The sequence below is a fragment of the Paenibacillus sp. J31R122 genome, assembly GCF_056269185.1.
On sequence record NZ_JBWDNM010000006.1, the window covers coordinates 265,588 to 281,842 of the forward strand.

The following is a 16,255-nucleotide window of genomic DNA, read 5'->3' on the forward strand; positions in this document are numbered from 1 at the left end:
TTAATGAAACATAAATAGAACTGCTAACGTCATAATGGTTATGGAAAAAAATGTGATAAGAAGGTCGTTGACGTTAGGGAATAAACTTGTCTGGATTTTTATCGTGTTATTTGTGATAGCTGGTTGTAAAAGCTCAGCTGAAGAGGGAGGAACAAAAGAGCGCCCGTCCGATAATAAGATTAATGAAGCGGAAGACATTATCAATATCCATGGAAGAGTGAGCAATTACGAGAAAATGGATGACTTCATAAATGGGTTATCCGATAGACAGCGAGTTGTGGTGTACACAATAGAGGGAAATCCGATTTATCGTGATCTAATACGTAGAAATGATAGTATTGAGCTGCGTTACGATACAACGAAGGATAAGTTCGGAACACCGAAGGTGTATACTTACATGTGTGAAAACCTGCAAAAAGAAGAGACGGATGTTTTGTTATCCTACACATTGACCGGATGTAATGGCGAGGCCAAGCAAATGGATGTGCTAAACATTTCATACGATGTAGAGGCGCAGGATGTGTTCGAGTTTGCACTACAATATGGCGTGAACAAAGTGAATGAGATCGATACATTCAATCAGAAGCTCGTGAAGGATCTCCAGAATGGAACGGCAGCAGAGGTTAGTGATTTTCAATTTACAAAGGAAGAGCGTGCTCTTATATACAAGAAGCTGGTACTCGCTAATTACTTGACGGAGAAGAAGCTGTCAACTGTGTGTAACCAAAAGCCCCATGATAGCTACCATATGAAGGTTCAAATAAATGGAGGCAGCATTGATTATGATTGGGCGGAATGTGATAAAAGCCAGGATGGCCAAGTCATGACGAAAGTAGTTAATGAGATTATCGCGATCGTTCAAGCTAAGGAAGAGTATAAAGCTTTGCCAACTGCTAAGGGTGCATATAAGTAAAACTTATTTTCTTAAATTAGTTTGTACCTATAGAACAGGGAGAGTAGTTGGAATGAAGAACAAAAAGAAGAAGCTTCTTATATTCGGAGCCATAGCTGTATTTATGCTATGGGCAGCAAGCTTTCTGTCACCTGAATGGACAATTCGCAGACATATTTTGGAGCATTTGCAGCCAATCAACAGCTTGAAAGCAGACATCACCAATTTGGGGAAAGTAGATGAGCGATATGGTCATTTATATAATGTGACTGACTTAATGGATCGGGCGACAGACGGTGAGCTTGGATTCATCTATTTGAAAAAAGCAGGTATATTCTGGTACGTGGCGAGTGCGGGGACGGGACCGTGATTTGTTGTACATAAGAGAGGGGTGCTGTCGATAAGACAGCATCTCTTTACTTCTTTTATAGCCCTTTCGAGTCATGGCGAGTGCCGTTCGGATAGGGGAGAATAAGAGAGTGGGTATATGCTAATAGTGAAGGTGAGGAGAAAGTTCTGGAGGAATTAGAGAAGAAAATTTCGTTTTGGCTGTTTGTAGCATGGGCAACCGCTGTTTTGGCAACAGCAGGTAGTTTATATTTAAGTGAGGTCATGCATTTTGCACCGTGCAGCTTATGCTGGTTTCAGCGTATATTTATGTACCCGTTAGCGTTGCTGCTCGGAATTGCATACGCGAAAGGTGACACGGGGATCGTTTCGTACACGCTTCCTCTAGTCGTTATTGGTGGTGGATTCTCGCTTTATCACACCGTGCTGCAAAAGCTTCCGCATGATTCGGCCTTAGCTGCTTGTGGTCCGGTATCCTGTCAGGGTGATTATTTGAATTGGTTTGGTTTTATTACGATACCGATGTTGGCATTAGCTGCATTCCTAATTATGGTAACTGCTCTGCTTCGCATTCGGTCGTTGAATAAACAAAAATAACGCTTACGATTAATGTTTATGAAAGTAGGAACGGAGGGACGAAATGCCGATACATGTCGGACTAGCAGGTTGGGGCGATCATGATCGGCTTTACGCTCCCGGCTCGAAGGCTAATCAAAAGCTGAAGCTGTATGCGAATCATTTTCCAATTGTCGAAGTGGACAGCAGTTTCTATGCCATACAATCAAGGGATCGTTTTGCAAAATGGGTGGACGATACGCCTAGCTCGCTGCGATTTATAGTAAAGGCGTTTCAAGGAATGACGGGACACCAGCGTGGAGCAGTGCTGCAAGCTAGTGATACAAGCAAGATGTTCACCGCATTCCGTGAATCGCTGAAGCCGGTAATCGAAGCGGACAGATTGACGGCAGCACTATTCCAATATCCGCCTTGGTTTGATTGCACGTATGAGAATGTACGACTGCTGCGTGAAACGAAGCAGCGAATGGCAGGTATTCCTTGCGCATTGGAATTTCGGCATCAAAGCTGGTTTTATGCGGAGTTTCAGGAAAAAACGCTTGCTTTCATGCAGCAAGAGGGATGGATACATAGTGTGTGCGACGAACCGCAGGCAGGCCTCGGTTCAGTGCCCACTATACTGAAGGTGACAGATGCTAACGCAACAATTGTAAGGATGCACGGGCGCAATATGGCGGGTTGGAATCAGAGCAGCGCGCCAAACTGGCGTGAGGTTCGGTATTTGTATCACTACAGCAAGGAAGAGCTGGAAGAGTGGGTTGAGCGGCTCAGGAAGTTTGAGGCAGAAAGTGAGAACATTTACGTGATCTTTAACAACAATTCTGGCGGCGACGCTGCGGACAACGCGAAGGAGCTAATGCTAATGCTCGGTTATTTGCGTCCAGACGGGGAAAGTCCTGCATGGACGCAAATGCCGATTATTAAGCAGTTGGATTTGTTTTAGAGAGATGTTGAGGCTTCAAATACTTTGATATAGTCTCTCAGCAGCCCGATTACTGTGCCGTATAAACACGATCCTCCGCGCTTGTTTCTACAAGCATGCAGCGTCCTGTGGCGGTTAGCTTGTCTAGGTATGCGGCTACAGCGATGTAAATATCCGGTTTGCCGGTCGCCATCCGTTTACTTGAAACAAGCTTCTGCTTCACTAGAAATTCCGATACGGCTAAGCAGCTGATTCGTCCCAGCGGGATAGCATCATCAATGATGCGTTTCGCGGAGGACGGCAGATGGAACAGATCGCTGCTCGATTCGATTGGAACGGGAGCTTGCTTCTCGTCTATGTCTACTTCTTCAAAGACGAAGAAGCCTTGATTATCGTCAAGTACCATAAAGGCCGCTTGCGTTTCTTGCGAGGGGACATACTCCGAATCGGATTGAGTTTCCGCTGCAGTCACGACAGGCGGCTTCTGTCTGTTTACCTTCTCCAAGTCACGAAGCTTATTGCGCAGCTTAGCAAGCTGACGATCGAGAAGTGGTAGTCCGGCATTCAAGTGCTCTTGTACGTCATGCGGAACTTCGAATTCGGGTGGGAACGGTTGGTACAGATGCTGACTAAGCTTCCAGCCGCTCTGATACTTGCTTAACATTTCGTTCATCTCGCTATCAAGTACGTCGAAGCCCTTCATAATATCGTTAATCGTCTTCGCATCGATGCCTGTATGCAATTGCAGATGGTCGATCCCAAAGTAACGCATTTTATTGGTCGGCAGATGGAGCACTTGGTGCTGGTAACGAAGTGATCTGCCGCATTCACATTTTGTATGGGGAGAGACCTCTCCGCTGTCGGTAAATCCGATGTAGTCCCACTCATTAATATGCGACTCGATTTCCTCAAGCTCAGCATCCTCCGGTATGAATTGGCATTTTACTCGCGCAAGATGGCGCGCAAACATCGTCCTCCTGCCTCGTACAAGAACATGATGAATGAAATGCCGTTGCTCCTCTGTTAATTGTCCCATAATATGATCACGCTGCTCCATCGTAAGTTCGTATGGCATGCTGCACCTCCAAGGTTTCAGAAATGTATCGTATATTATTGCAACGTTAAAATTTAGTTTGATATGAAGGGAAATGGTCACTATTATTGTACCATAACTCTATTTTTTTATATGGCTGTTCAAATGAGTTATAATGATTAGCAACGACAGCGACAGCCGTTTACGTTTGGGAACGACTGTATTAGGAGGTTATTGCATATATGTCTAGCAAAAAAGAAAAAATAGATGCGCCGAAAATTCCGAGCGTGCTAGAGCCTCTAGTCATTTCTGACTACGAGATAGTCGATGAGCATGAAATAAGTGACTCCATAATCGAGGATTCTTCTGTTCATAATCAATCTGCCTATAAAGCATGCTTCGACAGAGTACTTTTTAAAAATGTCCTGTTTCGAGGGACGAGCTTGAGGAAAGCTGAGTTTACTGATGCTCGGTTTGAAAACTGCGACTTATCGAATATTGATTTAAGTGAATCGGTTTTCCACAGAGTTTCTTTTCATAACTGCAAGCTTATTGGAATGGATATTACGGGGGCGACCATTCGGAATGTACGCTTCGAGCAATGTATGGCGGACTATTCCGTATTGCGATTCTCTAATGTGAAGGGTGCGAAATTTGACAAGTGTTCGATGGCGAAGGCAGATATGTCCAATATGACGTTATCACAAGTTTATTTTGATGAAACGAACCTCGATCAGGTGCAGTTTTCGCAAACGAAGTTAAGCGGGATCGACATCAGCAGCTGCGAATTTAATGGTCTGGGCGTTGCAATTGAAGATCTGAGACGGTGTATCATCTCACCCTCGCAGGCGGTAGTATTCGCTACAATATTCGGCCTGGTCGTAAATGAGGAGCTTTAATTGAAATAAATGAATGAAATAAAGGAAATGACTTGAGATTAAGGGCATCCTTTTCATATAATGGTAGGAGTAAATAAATTTTCGGAATAATATCGTCAGCTAGGTTGTCCGCAATCAGCTGTTATAAGCATTATATTGTAGGAGGATATACAGATGGAGTATGTTAGCACACGCGGTAATGTCGGTAAAATAGGTTTTATCGACGCGTTTATGATGGGGTTAGCGGATGATGGCGGCCTCTTGGTTCCAAATGAAATTCCGGTTATTACAGCAGCAACGCTGAAGGAATGGCAAGGGCTTAGCTATCAAGAGCTGGTTCTCGCAATTTTCTCCTATTATACGAACGGTGAAATACCGGACGAAGATCTCAAAACGATGGTTAACGCAAGCTACTCAACCTTTCGGGACCCGCAGGTAACGCCGGTTCGTAAATTAAATGATAGCTTGTATTTGCTTGAGCTTTTCCATGGTCCTACGTTTGCATTCAAAGACATTGCCCTGCAATTCATGGGTCAGCTTTATACGTATGTATCCAAGAAACAAAATAAAAAAATTCATATCCTTGGCGCAACATCCGGCGATACTGGAGCATCGGCTATTGAAGGTGTTAAAGGCAAAGAAGGCATTAAAATTTGTATTTTGCATCCGCATGGTAAAGTCAGCAAAGTGCAGGAGCTGCAAATGACGACGGTTCAAGATGACAACGTGCTTAACTTGTCGGTTGAAGGCAACTTCGACGATTGTCAGAGAATGATCAAGGACTTGTTCGCGGATCTAGACTTTAAAGCGACCAATCAGCTTGCAGCGATCAACTCGATTAACTTCGTACGTATTTTGGCTCAAACGGTTTATTATTTTTACGCGTATTTCCAAGTAGCGAAGCAAGTTGACGTGAAGCAGGTTAACTTCAGCGTTCCTACTGGCAACTTCGGTGATATTTTTGCAGGATACCTTGCTAAACGGATGGGTCTTCCAGTAAATAAACTCTTTCTAGCTACGAACGAAAACAATATTTTGGAGCGCTTCATTCATGAAGGTGTTTATAAGCCGGGAGACTTCCGCAGCACGTATAGCCCTTCGATGGACATTCAAGTGGCGAGCAATTTTGAACGCTACCTTTATTATGTACTAGGCGAAAATCCGGAACAGATTCGGACGCTGATGGAAAAGTTCAAGGCGGAAGGACAAATTGTTATTTCCGAGGAAGCTTTAAGCAAAGTACATGCAGAGTTTGCAGCACACGGGGTAGAAGGACAAGAGTGTCTGGCTACCATTTCAACCTATAAAGCAGAAACAGACTACTTGCTTGATCCACATTCGGCTTGCGGTGTTGCTGCGACTGACAAATGCAGTGGTGACAACGAAATTACAATATCGCTAGCAACGGCTCATCCAGCTAAGTTCGACGAAGCGATCAAGCTTTGCAACATTGAGCAGCATTTTCCAGAGCAAATTTCATCGTTATTCAACAAGCCGCAGCGTCAGACACGTATCGATGGTAAGCTGACAGAGGTTGTCCGCGAAATAGAGAAATTTTATAACAATTAATTATATAGATGAAGTAGGGCTGTCTCTAAAGGTTTAATGCCTTTCGGGACAGTCCTTTTAATTAGAAAGATGAGGTGAAGCATTCAAGGGAGTCCCGCGAGCGATGAGGTATTATAGTGTTAGGATTAAATGAGTGAGTATTTTTTTGTATTGTTAAGATATTATGAAGATCCATATAACCACCATTTTTCTGGTAAACTTAAAAATATAACGTAGGAAAGAAACGAGAGAGTAACGATTATGATCTAGTAACCAGTAGAGGGGTAGTAATCATGGAGATAAAATGGGATGGGCATACGCACACTAAATATTGTTATCATGGGAGCTCCGCAGCTCAAGAATTGTATATTGATCGTGCAATCGCATTAGGTTTTGACAGATATACGATCAGCGAGCATCCTCCTTTGCCAAAGGGTTGGATTGACGATATTACTTTAACAGACGAACTGGCTATGCCGGATGAAGAATTACCCGAGTACATGGCGTATGCAAAGCAGATGAAGCAACAATATGAAGGCCAAGTAGAGATAGCAGTTGGTTTGGAGCTTGATTATTTACCAGGGCAGCTTAGCTTCACTGAGAAAATAGTCGACGAATGGCAGAAAGATTTAGAGGATGTTGTGTATTCGGTGCATTATTTGCCAGGTGTTGGCGGTATGCGCTGCATTGATTTTAAACCGGATGATTTCAAAACGAATCTTCTAGCACATTACGGGACGATGGAAAAAGTAGTGGACGAGTACTACAATCACGTAGAGGCAGCTATCGAGTTTGCATCAAAACTCCCTATGCGTAAACGAATTGGACATATCAATTTAATTGAAAAGTTTTCTCTTGCATTACCTCCAATTGATGATGCGCAAATAAGAAGAAGACTTGAAGGAATTATTCCTTTACTCGTAAAAGCGGACGTAGGAATCGATGTGAATACAGCGGGGCTAAGAGTTGCAACATGCGGCAAGCCTTATGTACCGGAATGGTTTTTGGCAGCGTGCAGAAAACAAGGGATTGCATGTGTTTATGGTTCAGATGCTCATAATCCTGAGCATTTGGGTACAGGCTGGGATTGGTACTCTGAGCAGATAAGCCTATAGTTTAAAGGTAGTTATAGCAATTTGCAGATAAAGGCTGTCGGTTTATAAACCGATGGTCTTTTGATGATGTGCGGAAGTCTACTAAAAAACGGAACCTTTTCCAGTTAAGAAACGTCTAACTAATGGTAGACTAGCAGGAATGAATAGAAGCAAGTCGGTTAGCAATAAAGAGGAGGATTTCATATGTTTAAAAGAATACTAGCGTTATCCTTATTAATTATAATAGGGACGGCAGGCCATGTCTTTGCGTATGACTCGCAATTGAAGCCTTATGAGGACGTGAAGGAGAAGGATTATGCCCTTGAATCGGTCTATTTTCTGTCTGCTCTCGGAATTATTCAAGGCTTTCCGGATATGACCTTTAAACCAGAGGCTTCCATGTCGAGAGAAGCTTTTGTCAAATTACTCGTTTCTACTGCAAAAATAAATATAGAAAAGCCCTCCGGCATCAAGCTAGCTGATGTTAGTGTTGGCAGCTGGTCTTATCCCTATATAGCGGCAGCCTATGAAAGAAAATGGATCGATTTTTTGATAGACAAAGATGGAGCTTTTCATCCAACACAAACGATAACACGCGAGGAAGTCGCTGCATTAATGGGCAGATTTTTGTTGGAGTCTCAACCTGCTGATTATAGTAAACAATGGCTTTCTGCGGATTGGGAGACAGAACGGGATCAAACGGCGTTTAAGGATCAGTCTAAATTAAATGCAACGCTTCAGCCTTATATTTACTATACCGTAAACCAAGGTATTATGATGGGAGATCCGACCGGTTTTTCACCAAATAAACCATTAACACGCAAGCAAGCCGCTGCTGTTCTCTATCGATTAATTGATTCGAAATTGACAGAGCATAGTCTCGATATCACCGGTTATTATGCTATTTCATCTTATTCTGCCGTACAGCATATACCATCTTTGACTAATGTAGCTTTTGGCTGGTCGCATATGGAATACAAATCGGCAGGAACTGCGCAGTTAGATACGGCAACAACCGAATATCGGATACCAAACGGATACTCCGAGGTATTAGATGCAGCAGATCAAGCACAAACCGGAAAAGAACTGATGATTTATTATACAGACAATAATTTGAAGGATTTTATAAAAGATCAACCGGCGCGGAAATCTTTTATTGATTCTGTTATGGTGACGCTGGAAGATTCTAAATATGGTTTTACGGGCATTAACCTTGATTTTGAAGGCTTGAGGGAAGTGGCAAGTCGTGCTGATTTTCTCTCATTCGTTAAGGAGCTAAAGGGAAGAATGGGTGATATGACCCTGGCAGTTACCGTTCCGCCTGCCAATTACTTTAAAGGCTATGATCTGAAAGGGATAGGCGAAGTAGCAGATACAGTTATTCTAATGGCGTATGATTTTACGCATGAGGATAGTAATCTGCCTTCAGCTCCTTTGCCGCTTGTTAATGAGACTGTAGTGGATGTGCTGAAATCTGTTCCCAAACACAAGCTGATGCTCGGTATATCGAAGCAAGCTAATCAATGGATTACTGCAGACGGCGAAACAGAGTTGTTTAAACCGAAAATCATCGATGTAGAAAATCGCTTGAAACAGCTGGGTGTTACACAATCGGTAATGATGCCATTTTTCCTCAATCAAATCAAATTTCAGGACGAACGCGGAAGCCATGAAATTTTTTACGAGGATACAAATAGTATTGCAAAAAAAATAGCGCTCGCTAAGTTTTATGGTCTAAAAGGTATTTCATTGTGGCATATGGGTAATTTTACAGCATCCGATTGGGATTTGATCGCTAAAGAAAAAGCATCAATGACAGCTAATCAGTAGCACGCATATAAAGAAGTTCACCTTTAATTAGAGTGAGCTTCTTTGCTGATTAAATGAAAAGAAATTTCTTCAATGATGTGACCAAAGTGGCCAGTGAGGTGTGTTTATAGTAAGAAGGTGATCAGATCAGCTTGTGAAATGTGTTTATTGCAAAGGGGGGTTAGAGCTTTGATATCGAATGTTCTGCCTAGGCCAGGCGAGCAATTTTCGGAGAAGTATGGATTATATGGCAGTTTGCTGTTTAAAGTCGCTATGATTCACCTGGGCAACAACAACGATGCGGAGGAAGCAGTACAGGAGACATTTATCAAGCTTCTGTACAAGGCGCCTAGCTTTCATGATCAAGAGCATGAGAAGGCATGGCTAATTCGGGTAATGACGAACCACTGCAAAAATATGCAGCGCAGCATATGGCGCAGGCGGGTCGTAAGAATGGAGGATATAGAAAGCTGCTTTCAATCTCCGAAGGATTTGCAATTGTTTGAAGAGGTGCTCGGACTGCCGTTCAAATATAAAGCAGTCATACATCTCTTCTACTATGAGGATTACGCAGTAAGTAAAATTGCGGAAACGCTCAGCCTCAGCGAGTCTGCGGTCAAGATGCGCTTGCAGCGCGGCCGTCAGCTTCTGAAGCTGGAATTGGAAGGGGGGGTATTATGAAGAGTAGTGATTATAAGCGTGTAGTGGATCAGATTAAACCGGATTCGTCATTAGAAGCTAGGCTTGCAAAGAAGCTGCAAAGTAAGCCACCGCGAAGTAGATTCAGACCATCGGCAATTGTTGCGGCATGTATGGTGCTGGCTCTATTTTTGAGTGTTTGGGTTATTCGATCGAATGAGGAGAATCGTATTCTGGAGAATATCGTGGCTGAAGAAGGTACAGTGGTTATTCCTCAAATCAAGCTGCCTAATAAAATGAACGGCTCTGCTGATATGATTGGGCTTATCGTGTATCAGGGTAGAATTTATACTCAGAGCGGCACTTCAATTGCAGCAGAAGATGCGAAGCCATTGCTAGACACAAAAATAGGGCGAACCAAGCCAAGTATTAACGAGTGGAGCAAGCAGAGCGATTATGCGGAAGAGCTGGCTTCATCCGTTGGAAATAGAGAGGTATACTCGGTCAAGGGCTACGACAGCAGCTTCAGAATTATGACGTATGATGAAGAAAATGGTGAAGTTTGGGCAGAGATTTATGAATGTATTAACGGCATAACGCTGCACAGCGGGGCAGATTTATTCGGACATTTAAAGCTGACCGATCAACTAGCTTCCGCAACATGGGAAAGGTTCGGCAACTGGGATCAAAATACAAAGGAACATAATGTGCTTGCCCTAAATGAAACGCTGCAGTCGTTTCTTCTGGCTATGTATAATTCCAAACCGATTGCCCAGCAAACGCTTCAGAGTCAAGGGATATTCGAAAACGGCGAACAGACACAAAAGTTTATTTACCTTAAGCTTAAGGATAAAAGTATCGTTGAATTGCGTTTGTTTAAGGAAGGCTATGTGATGTACAGCTTCTCCCACGTATTTTTTAAGATGGAGGATGCTGCTTTTAATGCACTGTGGAGTGAACTGGAGTAAGAAGAGAGACACTAAAGCATTTATTGCATTAGTGTCTTTTTTGTACGGCCAGAAAGGGGCGAGGGAAGAGCGTTGTAAAGGAATTGTAAAGATTACCACGTTTGGTATAGATGAGGATTTATTTTTGGTAATGTTTTGAACACAATTGCAGGACTAATTAATCCTTTTGTCGAATACCACAGCAAAATGCTTTACTACAAGTGAGGGATATTATGACCTGTAAAACGAGAAGCATCGGATGGAAGCTGGATTTAATCGATGACGAGCAATGGAAAACAGCAATGCAGTTATCTAGTGAAGATGTATTCCATAACGCATTTGAATATTCAACTATCGGTGTAGCCGTTGTTGCGCCAAACGGGCGCTGGCTAAAAGTTAACCGTTCACTTTGCAATATAACCGGCTATTCTGAAGAAGAGCTACTTTCTATAGATTTTCTTACTATTACCCATCCTGATGATCATGAACTCAGTAGAAAATATGTCATAGAAATGATGAACGAACAGATCCCTTTCTTACAATTAGAGAAACGATATATACATAAACTTGGACATACTGTGTGGGTTATGCTAAGCAGTAATCTATATTTTGATGACGCGAACAGACCCCTCTACTTTATTTCACATATTGTAGATATTAGTGAGTATAAATGTACGACGAATGCTTTGTACCTGACACGGCAGGAGCTGAAAGATACCGTTCGTATGCAGCAGGGAATGACTTTCAAAATAAAGAAAATTAACGATTGTTTCATTCATACGTTATGCGATGGTGAGCTGCTGTATCGATTGGGTTTGACACCGGAACAAGTCGTGGGTAAACAATTGCAACAATTTTGGCCTTCATCTACTGCTGAGCAAAAAGAAAATTACTATCGGCGTGCTTGGGAAGGTGAGGAAAACGTCATTTACGAGGGAAAGATCGGAGGTATTACATATTTGGCATCGTTACGTCCGGTGAAACGGGATGGCGAAGTAAAAGAAGTAATTGCGTCCTGTGTTGATATTACTGAAAGGAAAGTAATTGAACAGCAATACAGGTCACTTTTTGAATACCATCCAGATGCGATTATTTCCTGTGATCTAAGTGGTCGTATCCTTAGCTGCAATCAGGCATGTGAAAAAATAACAGGTTATTTTAAGGAAGAGCTTCATCATCAATTTGTTAGTAACTTTTTTGCAAAGGACGAATGGGATATATCGGCTGCGCATTTTCGAGACATGACGGATGTAAAACCGAGGCAATTTGATATCGGAGTTATCCATAAGTCAGGGGATCGAATTGAACTAAACACGACAAGGGTACCCCTTGTTGTGAATAATGAAATTGTTGGTCACCATTTGATCATAAAAGATATAACGGAGCAAAAAAGAATTCAAGATGAGCTTACATCAACAAAAGAATTGCTTGAATCCTTTTTCAGAAATATGGATGAGGCAATAGCTATTTTTGAACCAAGTGGCAATATTTTGCAAATCAATCATGCATTCGAAAAAATTTATGGCTGGAAGTCGGACGAGATTGTCGGGTGCGAATTATCGGAGACGCTTGTTGAATTTACGGGAAGCCTGGTAGAAATGTCTCAGAAGATTAAAGTCGGTGAACTAGTCAATGGTCATGAGACGATCCATAGAGATAAAAAAGGAAGGTTGATTCATATCAGTCTTACTCTCTCGTCAATTCGGGGTGTTGACGGGGGGATCGTTGCTTTTGCAAGCATTATAAGAGATATTACAAAACAGAAACAAGCTGAAAAGGAGCTTCGTGAAAACGATCACCGTTATCGTCAGCTCATTAAGCTGTTGCCTGAGCCCATAGTAGTACATAGTGATGGGATACTCGTCTATTTAAATGATGCGGCAATTACACTTATTGGAGCGATAAGTCAGGATGAGATTGTTGGACAAACCATATTTAATTTTATTCATCCCGACTTTCTTAATGATGTAAAAGATAACATCAAGGAAGTTGCGACGGGAAGTACAATGGATTTTTCAGGATGTAAGTTAGTTCGTATAAACGGGGAAGTAATAGAGGTTGAAGCCTGCAGTACGAAGGTAAACGAATATATGGGAAGGTCCGTTATTCAAACCGCAATAAGAGATATTACAAATCGCAAGCGAACGGAAGAACTGCTGAGAAAATCAGATAAGCTATCCGCTGTTGGTCAACTTGCAGCTGGAGTGGCACATGAAATTCGAAATCCATTGACGGCACTAAAAGGGTTTATTCAATTGCTGCAATCTCGAACAATTGAAAATAAAGATTATTTTGACATTATGATGTCGGAGATTGAACGAATTAACTACATCGTTAGTGAGTTTATGCTCTTAGCTAAACCACCCCAGGTTATCCATTTTGAACAAAGAGATATCCGAAAGCTGACTCATAATATATTATCGCTTCTGGATACCCAAGCAATTATGAATAACGTCCAAATTCAAACGGAATTCGATCCGGAGATTCAGTGGATCAATTGTGAAGAAAATCAACTTAAGCAAGTATTTGTGAATGTGATTAAAAATGCAATCGAAGCGATGCCTGATGGCGGGCAACTCGTCATCCAAGTTAAGCACAAAAATAAGAATAATATATTGATCCGCTTTATAGACCAAGGATGCGGCATTCCAAAAGAAAAGCTTCCGAAGCTGGGCGAACCCTTTTACAGCACAAAAGAAAAAGGCACCGGACTTGGACTTATGATGTGTTATAAGATCGTAGAAGCTCATCATGGCCATATGCACATTAAGAGTAAGCCTGGCAAGGGAACGACGATTGATGTTATTCTACCTGCAAGCAGGTAGGCTTTCAAAATGGAGGTGTGGTCGATGAACAGGTACAAGAGAGTTCTTATCAAACTAAGCGGGGGTGCAGTTGCTGGGAGCAGTGAATTCGGATTTGAGCCAGAAAGGCTGAACCATATCGCGCGTGAAATTATGTCCGTTGTGAACATGGGTGTAGAGGTGGCCCTCGTTATTGGCGGCGGTAATATTTTTCGCGGAAATATGGCGGAAAGCTGGGGTATTGAGAGAGCTGAGGCTGATAATATTGGCACGCTGGCTACTGTCATCAACAGCTTGATGCTTAGAGGAGTTCTTAAAGCGAATACGGACAAAGAAGTCCGCGTTATGACTGCTTTGCCGGTTACATCAGTTGCTGAGCCTTATATTCGTTTGAGAGCCATCCACCACTTGGAAAAAGGGTATATCGTTATTTTCGCAGGGGGTAACGGACAGCCCTATGTTACAACCGACTACCCATCCGTTCAACGGGCGATTGAGGTGAACTGTGAGGCGCTATTAGTGGCAAAGCAAGGCGTAGACGGTGTGCTCGAAGCGGATCCTAAGCTCAATAAAAATGCTAGACGGTTTAAGTCACTGCATTACAATGATGTCATTCAGCAGGATCTGAAGGTTATGGACCAGGCTGCGTTTATTCTGGCAAGAGATTATAATTTGCCTATCCATGTCTTCAACTTCGACAAGCCTGGTTCAATGAAGGAAATTTGTGAAGGCGCTAATAATGGTACAATCATTAGCGCTCAATCTGTATTGGAGCTTGACTAGAGCTCCTGATAAATGCTCGGCCGCTCCATTAACTCTGCGTGAGCACCTCTTTCGACCAGACGACCCTCATTGAATACCAAAACCTCGTCTGATCTTAAAGCGACATCGAGTCGATTAGTAATGAAGATTAGCGTGGTCGTACTTTGCATTTGCCGAATCAACCGATCCAGCAGCCTGCGTTCGGTTCCTTGGTCTAGCGATGAGGTCGCCTCATCTAGAATGAGAATAGATGGCTTACGCAGAAGAGCCCGTGCAATGCTAATTCGCTGCCTTTCCCCGCCGGATAGCTGCAGCGCTTGTTCTCCTACACGAGTAAGCAATCCTTCAGGCAGTCTGGAAATCCACTCCGTCAACTCTGCAGTTCGTATAGCTTCCTTGCTTTGTCCTGTTAAAAAAAGGGATTTAGCTTATTGACTTACGGAAAATAATCGTCTATTCTACAATTGACTGATTGAGTCAATCAAAACTAGAATGCATTTTTTAGTGAAAAATTGGCTGATTAAGTCAATCGAAAATTAGGGGTGAATCATATGAAAAATATACAAAAAGAAGGCAAGGCTATCGTGATCGGTGGCAGCATCACAGGTTTGATGACGGCAAGGGTCCTCTCGTCGTATTACGAAGAGGTAATTGTTATCGACAAGGACGAATTTCCGCATCACCCCGCAGATCGGAATGGTGCTCCGCATGGCTTTCATCCCCATAGGTTCACACAGCGTGGTAAAATGATTACGGAGCAGCTTTTTCCTGGCTACGAGGAAGAACTGGTGGCTCTTGGTTCACCAAGTTCACTAAATAAAACCGTTCATATGATGAATCAATATGGAACGGTAGCCGGACCTTATCAACGGAACGATATAAAGTTCAGCCGTGCTGTATTGGAGTGGGTGATTCGTGGACGTGTAAAGGAGATTCCCAATGTACGGCTGCTAGCGGAGCACGATGTCATTGGGCTTCATACAACTCCGAATCATACGGCCGTTACGGGAGTCCAAGTACGTAGGCGGGGAACAAGCAAGAAGAGCGAATTCTTGGCGGATCTTGTTGTGGATGCCAGCGGCCGCGCCTCCAAACTGACGCAATGGTTGAAGGAGTTTGGATATGATATACCTCGCTCTGATCGGATGAAAGCATCTATCGGATACAGTACGCGTCGATATAACGTACCAGCGCATTTGAGGCACCTGATTGAGAAATGGGATGTGATCAACATCATGGGCCAACCGGTCAAGGGAACATTTACGGGTGTATTTTCCTTTATAGAGAATCAGGTGGCTGAAATGCTGCTGTATCGTCCAGGTGGGCACCATCCACCAACGAATGCGGAAGATTTCGAACAAGAGGTCGCTCAGCTTCCTACCCCCATGATTGCAGAAATCTTGTGTGAGCTCGAACCTATCACCCCGCCTAAGGGTTTTCGTGTACCAGAACTGTACCGTCACCACTATGAGGAAATGGAAAGATGGCCGGACGGATTGTTAGTGTTGGGCGATGCATTCTGTATCTATGACCCGATTTTTGGTCAAGGGATGACGGTTGCTGCCATAGAAGTGGATTTGCTAAATACCTTGTTGAAGGAGCGACAGAACAACCCTGAGCCTCAATTCGAACAAAAGGTGCTCCGTAGGATACAAGAGAAGGTCATTACCCCTGCCTGGTGGTTAAATTGCGCAGCGGATTTGCAGTGGGATGGCGTCGAATATGAGGCAGGCACAGAACCACTCAAGGGGATTTCTTTTGGCAGCAGGTATATGAATTTGATCCTCAAAGAGGGGACTGCGAATCATAATTTCAAGTTATTCGGTTTATACTGGGGCGTTAATTCGCTATCATTACCGCTGCATGAGTTATTTAATCCACAGATGGTCAAGTCGGTGCTTGAGGCATCGGAGGAAGGACAGCAACTACTCGCGGACCTGCTGAAAGAATACGAGCTGCCGTTAGAAGAAACATTAACTAAAATGATTCCAGGTTAGGAGTGA

Annotated in this window: 15 protein-coding genes; 13 read left to right on the forward strand and 2 right to left on the reverse strand. The window is 43.0% G+C overall.

All coding sequences use genetic code 11. The features are described 5' to 3' along the window. Positions 1–103 precede the first annotated feature (103 nt). The 4 genes from AC0YN7_RS12520 to AC0YN7_RS12535 all read left to right on the forward strand — a co-directional run bounded on the left by AC0YN7_RS12520 (position 104) and on the right by AC0YN7_RS12535 (position 2,759). Positions 104–913: a DUF4362 domain-containing protein gene (locus tag AC0YN7_RS12520; protein ID WP_475810332.1), complete on the forward strand. Its 810-nt coding sequence runs from the start codon at positions 104–106 to the stop codon at positions 911–913. Positions 914–965: 52 nt separating this feature from the next. Continuing rightward, a complete protein-coding gene (locus tag AC0YN7_RS12525) occupies positions 966–1,262 on the forward strand; it encodes a hypothetical protein (RefSeq protein ID WP_475810333.1) in 297 nt (98 codons plus the stop codon). Between the two features lie 167 nt (positions 1,263–1,429). After that, complete coding sequence (locus AC0YN7_RS12530) at positions 1,430–1,837, forward strand: disulfide oxidoreductase (protein WP_475810385.1); 408 nt, start codon at positions 1,430–1,432, stop codon at positions 1,835–1,837. Positions 1,838–1,880: 43 nt separating this feature from the next. Beyond that, positions 1,881–2,759, forward strand: a complete 879-nt coding sequence (locus AC0YN7_RS12535) for a DUF72 domain-containing protein (RefSeq protein ID WP_475810334.1) — start codon at positions 1,881–1,883, stop codon at positions 2,757–2,759. A 49-nt stretch (positions 2,760–2,808) separates the two neighbouring features. On the opposite strand, the gene AC0YN7_RS12540 is transcribed toward AC0YN7_RS12535, so the two are convergent. Beyond that, positions 2,809–3,813 (reverse strand): DUF3895 domain-containing protein, encoded by a 1,005-nt coding sequence (locus tag AC0YN7_RS12540; protein WP_475810335.1) that lies wholly within the window; start codon positions 3,811–3,813, stop codon positions 2,809–2,811. A 200-nt stretch (positions 3,814–4,013) separates the two neighbouring features. On the opposite strand from AC0YN7_RS12540, the gene AC0YN7_RS12545 reads away from it, so the two are divergent. From AC0YN7_RS12545 to pyrH, 8 genes are all read left to right on the forward strand, one after another. Then, positions 4,014–4,670 (forward strand): pentapeptide repeat-containing protein, encoded by a 657-nt coding sequence (locus AC0YN7_RS12545; RefSeq protein WP_475810336.1) that lies wholly within the window; start codon positions 4,014–4,016, stop codon positions 4,668–4,670. A gap of 153 nt (positions 4,671–4,823) precedes the next feature. Next, positions 4,824–6,218 carry a threonine synthase gene (thrC, locus tag AC0YN7_RS12550; RefSeq protein WP_475810337.1) on the forward strand — a complete coding sequence of 465 codons (1,395 nt, stop codon included), beginning with the start codon at positions 4,824–4,826 and terminating at the stop codon, positions 6,216–6,218. 272 nt (positions 6,219–6,490) lie between these two features. Next, on the forward strand, positions 6,491–7,312 hold the full coding sequence (gene hisJ / locus AC0YN7_RS12555) for a histidinol-phosphatase HisJ (RefSeq protein ID WP_475810338.1): 822 nt from the start codon (positions 6,491–6,493) through the stop codon (positions 7,310–7,312). 183 nt (positions 7,313–7,495) lie between these two features. Beyond that, a complete protein-coding gene (locus tag AC0YN7_RS12560) occupies positions 7,496–9,121 on the forward strand; it encodes a glycosyl hydrolase family 18 protein (RefSeq protein WP_475810339.1) in 1,626 nt (541 codons plus the stop codon). Between the two features lie 168 nt (positions 9,122–9,289). Beyond that, positions 9,290–9,781 carry an RNA polymerase sigma factor gene (locus tag AC0YN7_RS12565; protein ID WP_475810340.1) on the forward strand — a complete coding sequence of 164 codons (492 nt, stop codon included), beginning with the start codon at positions 9,290–9,292 and terminating at the stop codon, positions 9,779–9,781. After that, positions 9,778–10,707, forward strand: coding sequence for a hypothetical protein (locus AC0YN7_RS12570; protein ID WP_475810341.1), 930 nt, complete (start codon positions 9,778–9,780; stop codon positions 10,705–10,707). Before AC0YN7_RS12565 ends, AC0YN7_RS12570 begins: the two co-directional genes overlap by 4 nt. Before the next feature lie 212 nt (positions 10,708–10,919). Continuing rightward, complete coding sequence (locus tag AC0YN7_RS12575; protein ID WP_475810342.1) at positions 10,920–13,511, forward strand: PAS domain-containing sensor histidine kinase; 2,592 nt, start codon at positions 10,920–10,922, stop codon at positions 13,509–13,511. A gap of 24 nt (positions 13,512–13,535) precedes the next feature. Next, entirely contained in the window at positions 13,536–14,273 is a 738-nt protein-coding gene (pyrH, locus tag AC0YN7_RS12580; protein WP_475810343.1) for a UMP kinase, read from the forward strand. Here pyrH and AC0YN7_RS12585 read toward each other — a convergent pair. Then, the gene (locus AC0YN7_RS12585) at positions 14,270–14,641 is read right to left on the reverse strand and encodes an ATP-binding cassette domain-containing protein (RefSeq protein WP_475810386.1); all 372 of its coding nucleotides are present in this window, start codon (positions 14,639–14,641) and stop codon (positions 14,270–14,272) included. The two genes, pyrH and AC0YN7_RS12585, sit on opposite strands and share 4 nt — an antisense overlap. A 162-nt stretch (positions 14,642–14,803) precedes the next feature. Here AC0YN7_RS12585 and AC0YN7_RS12590 point away from each other — a divergent pair, with 162 nt between their 5' ends. Beyond that, positions 14,804–16,249: an FAD-dependent oxidoreductase gene (locus tag AC0YN7_RS12590; protein WP_475810344.1), complete on the forward strand. Its 1,446-nt coding sequence runs from the start codon at positions 14,804–14,806 to the stop codon at positions 16,247–16,249. The last annotated feature ends 6 nt before the right edge of the window (positions 16,250–16,255 follow it).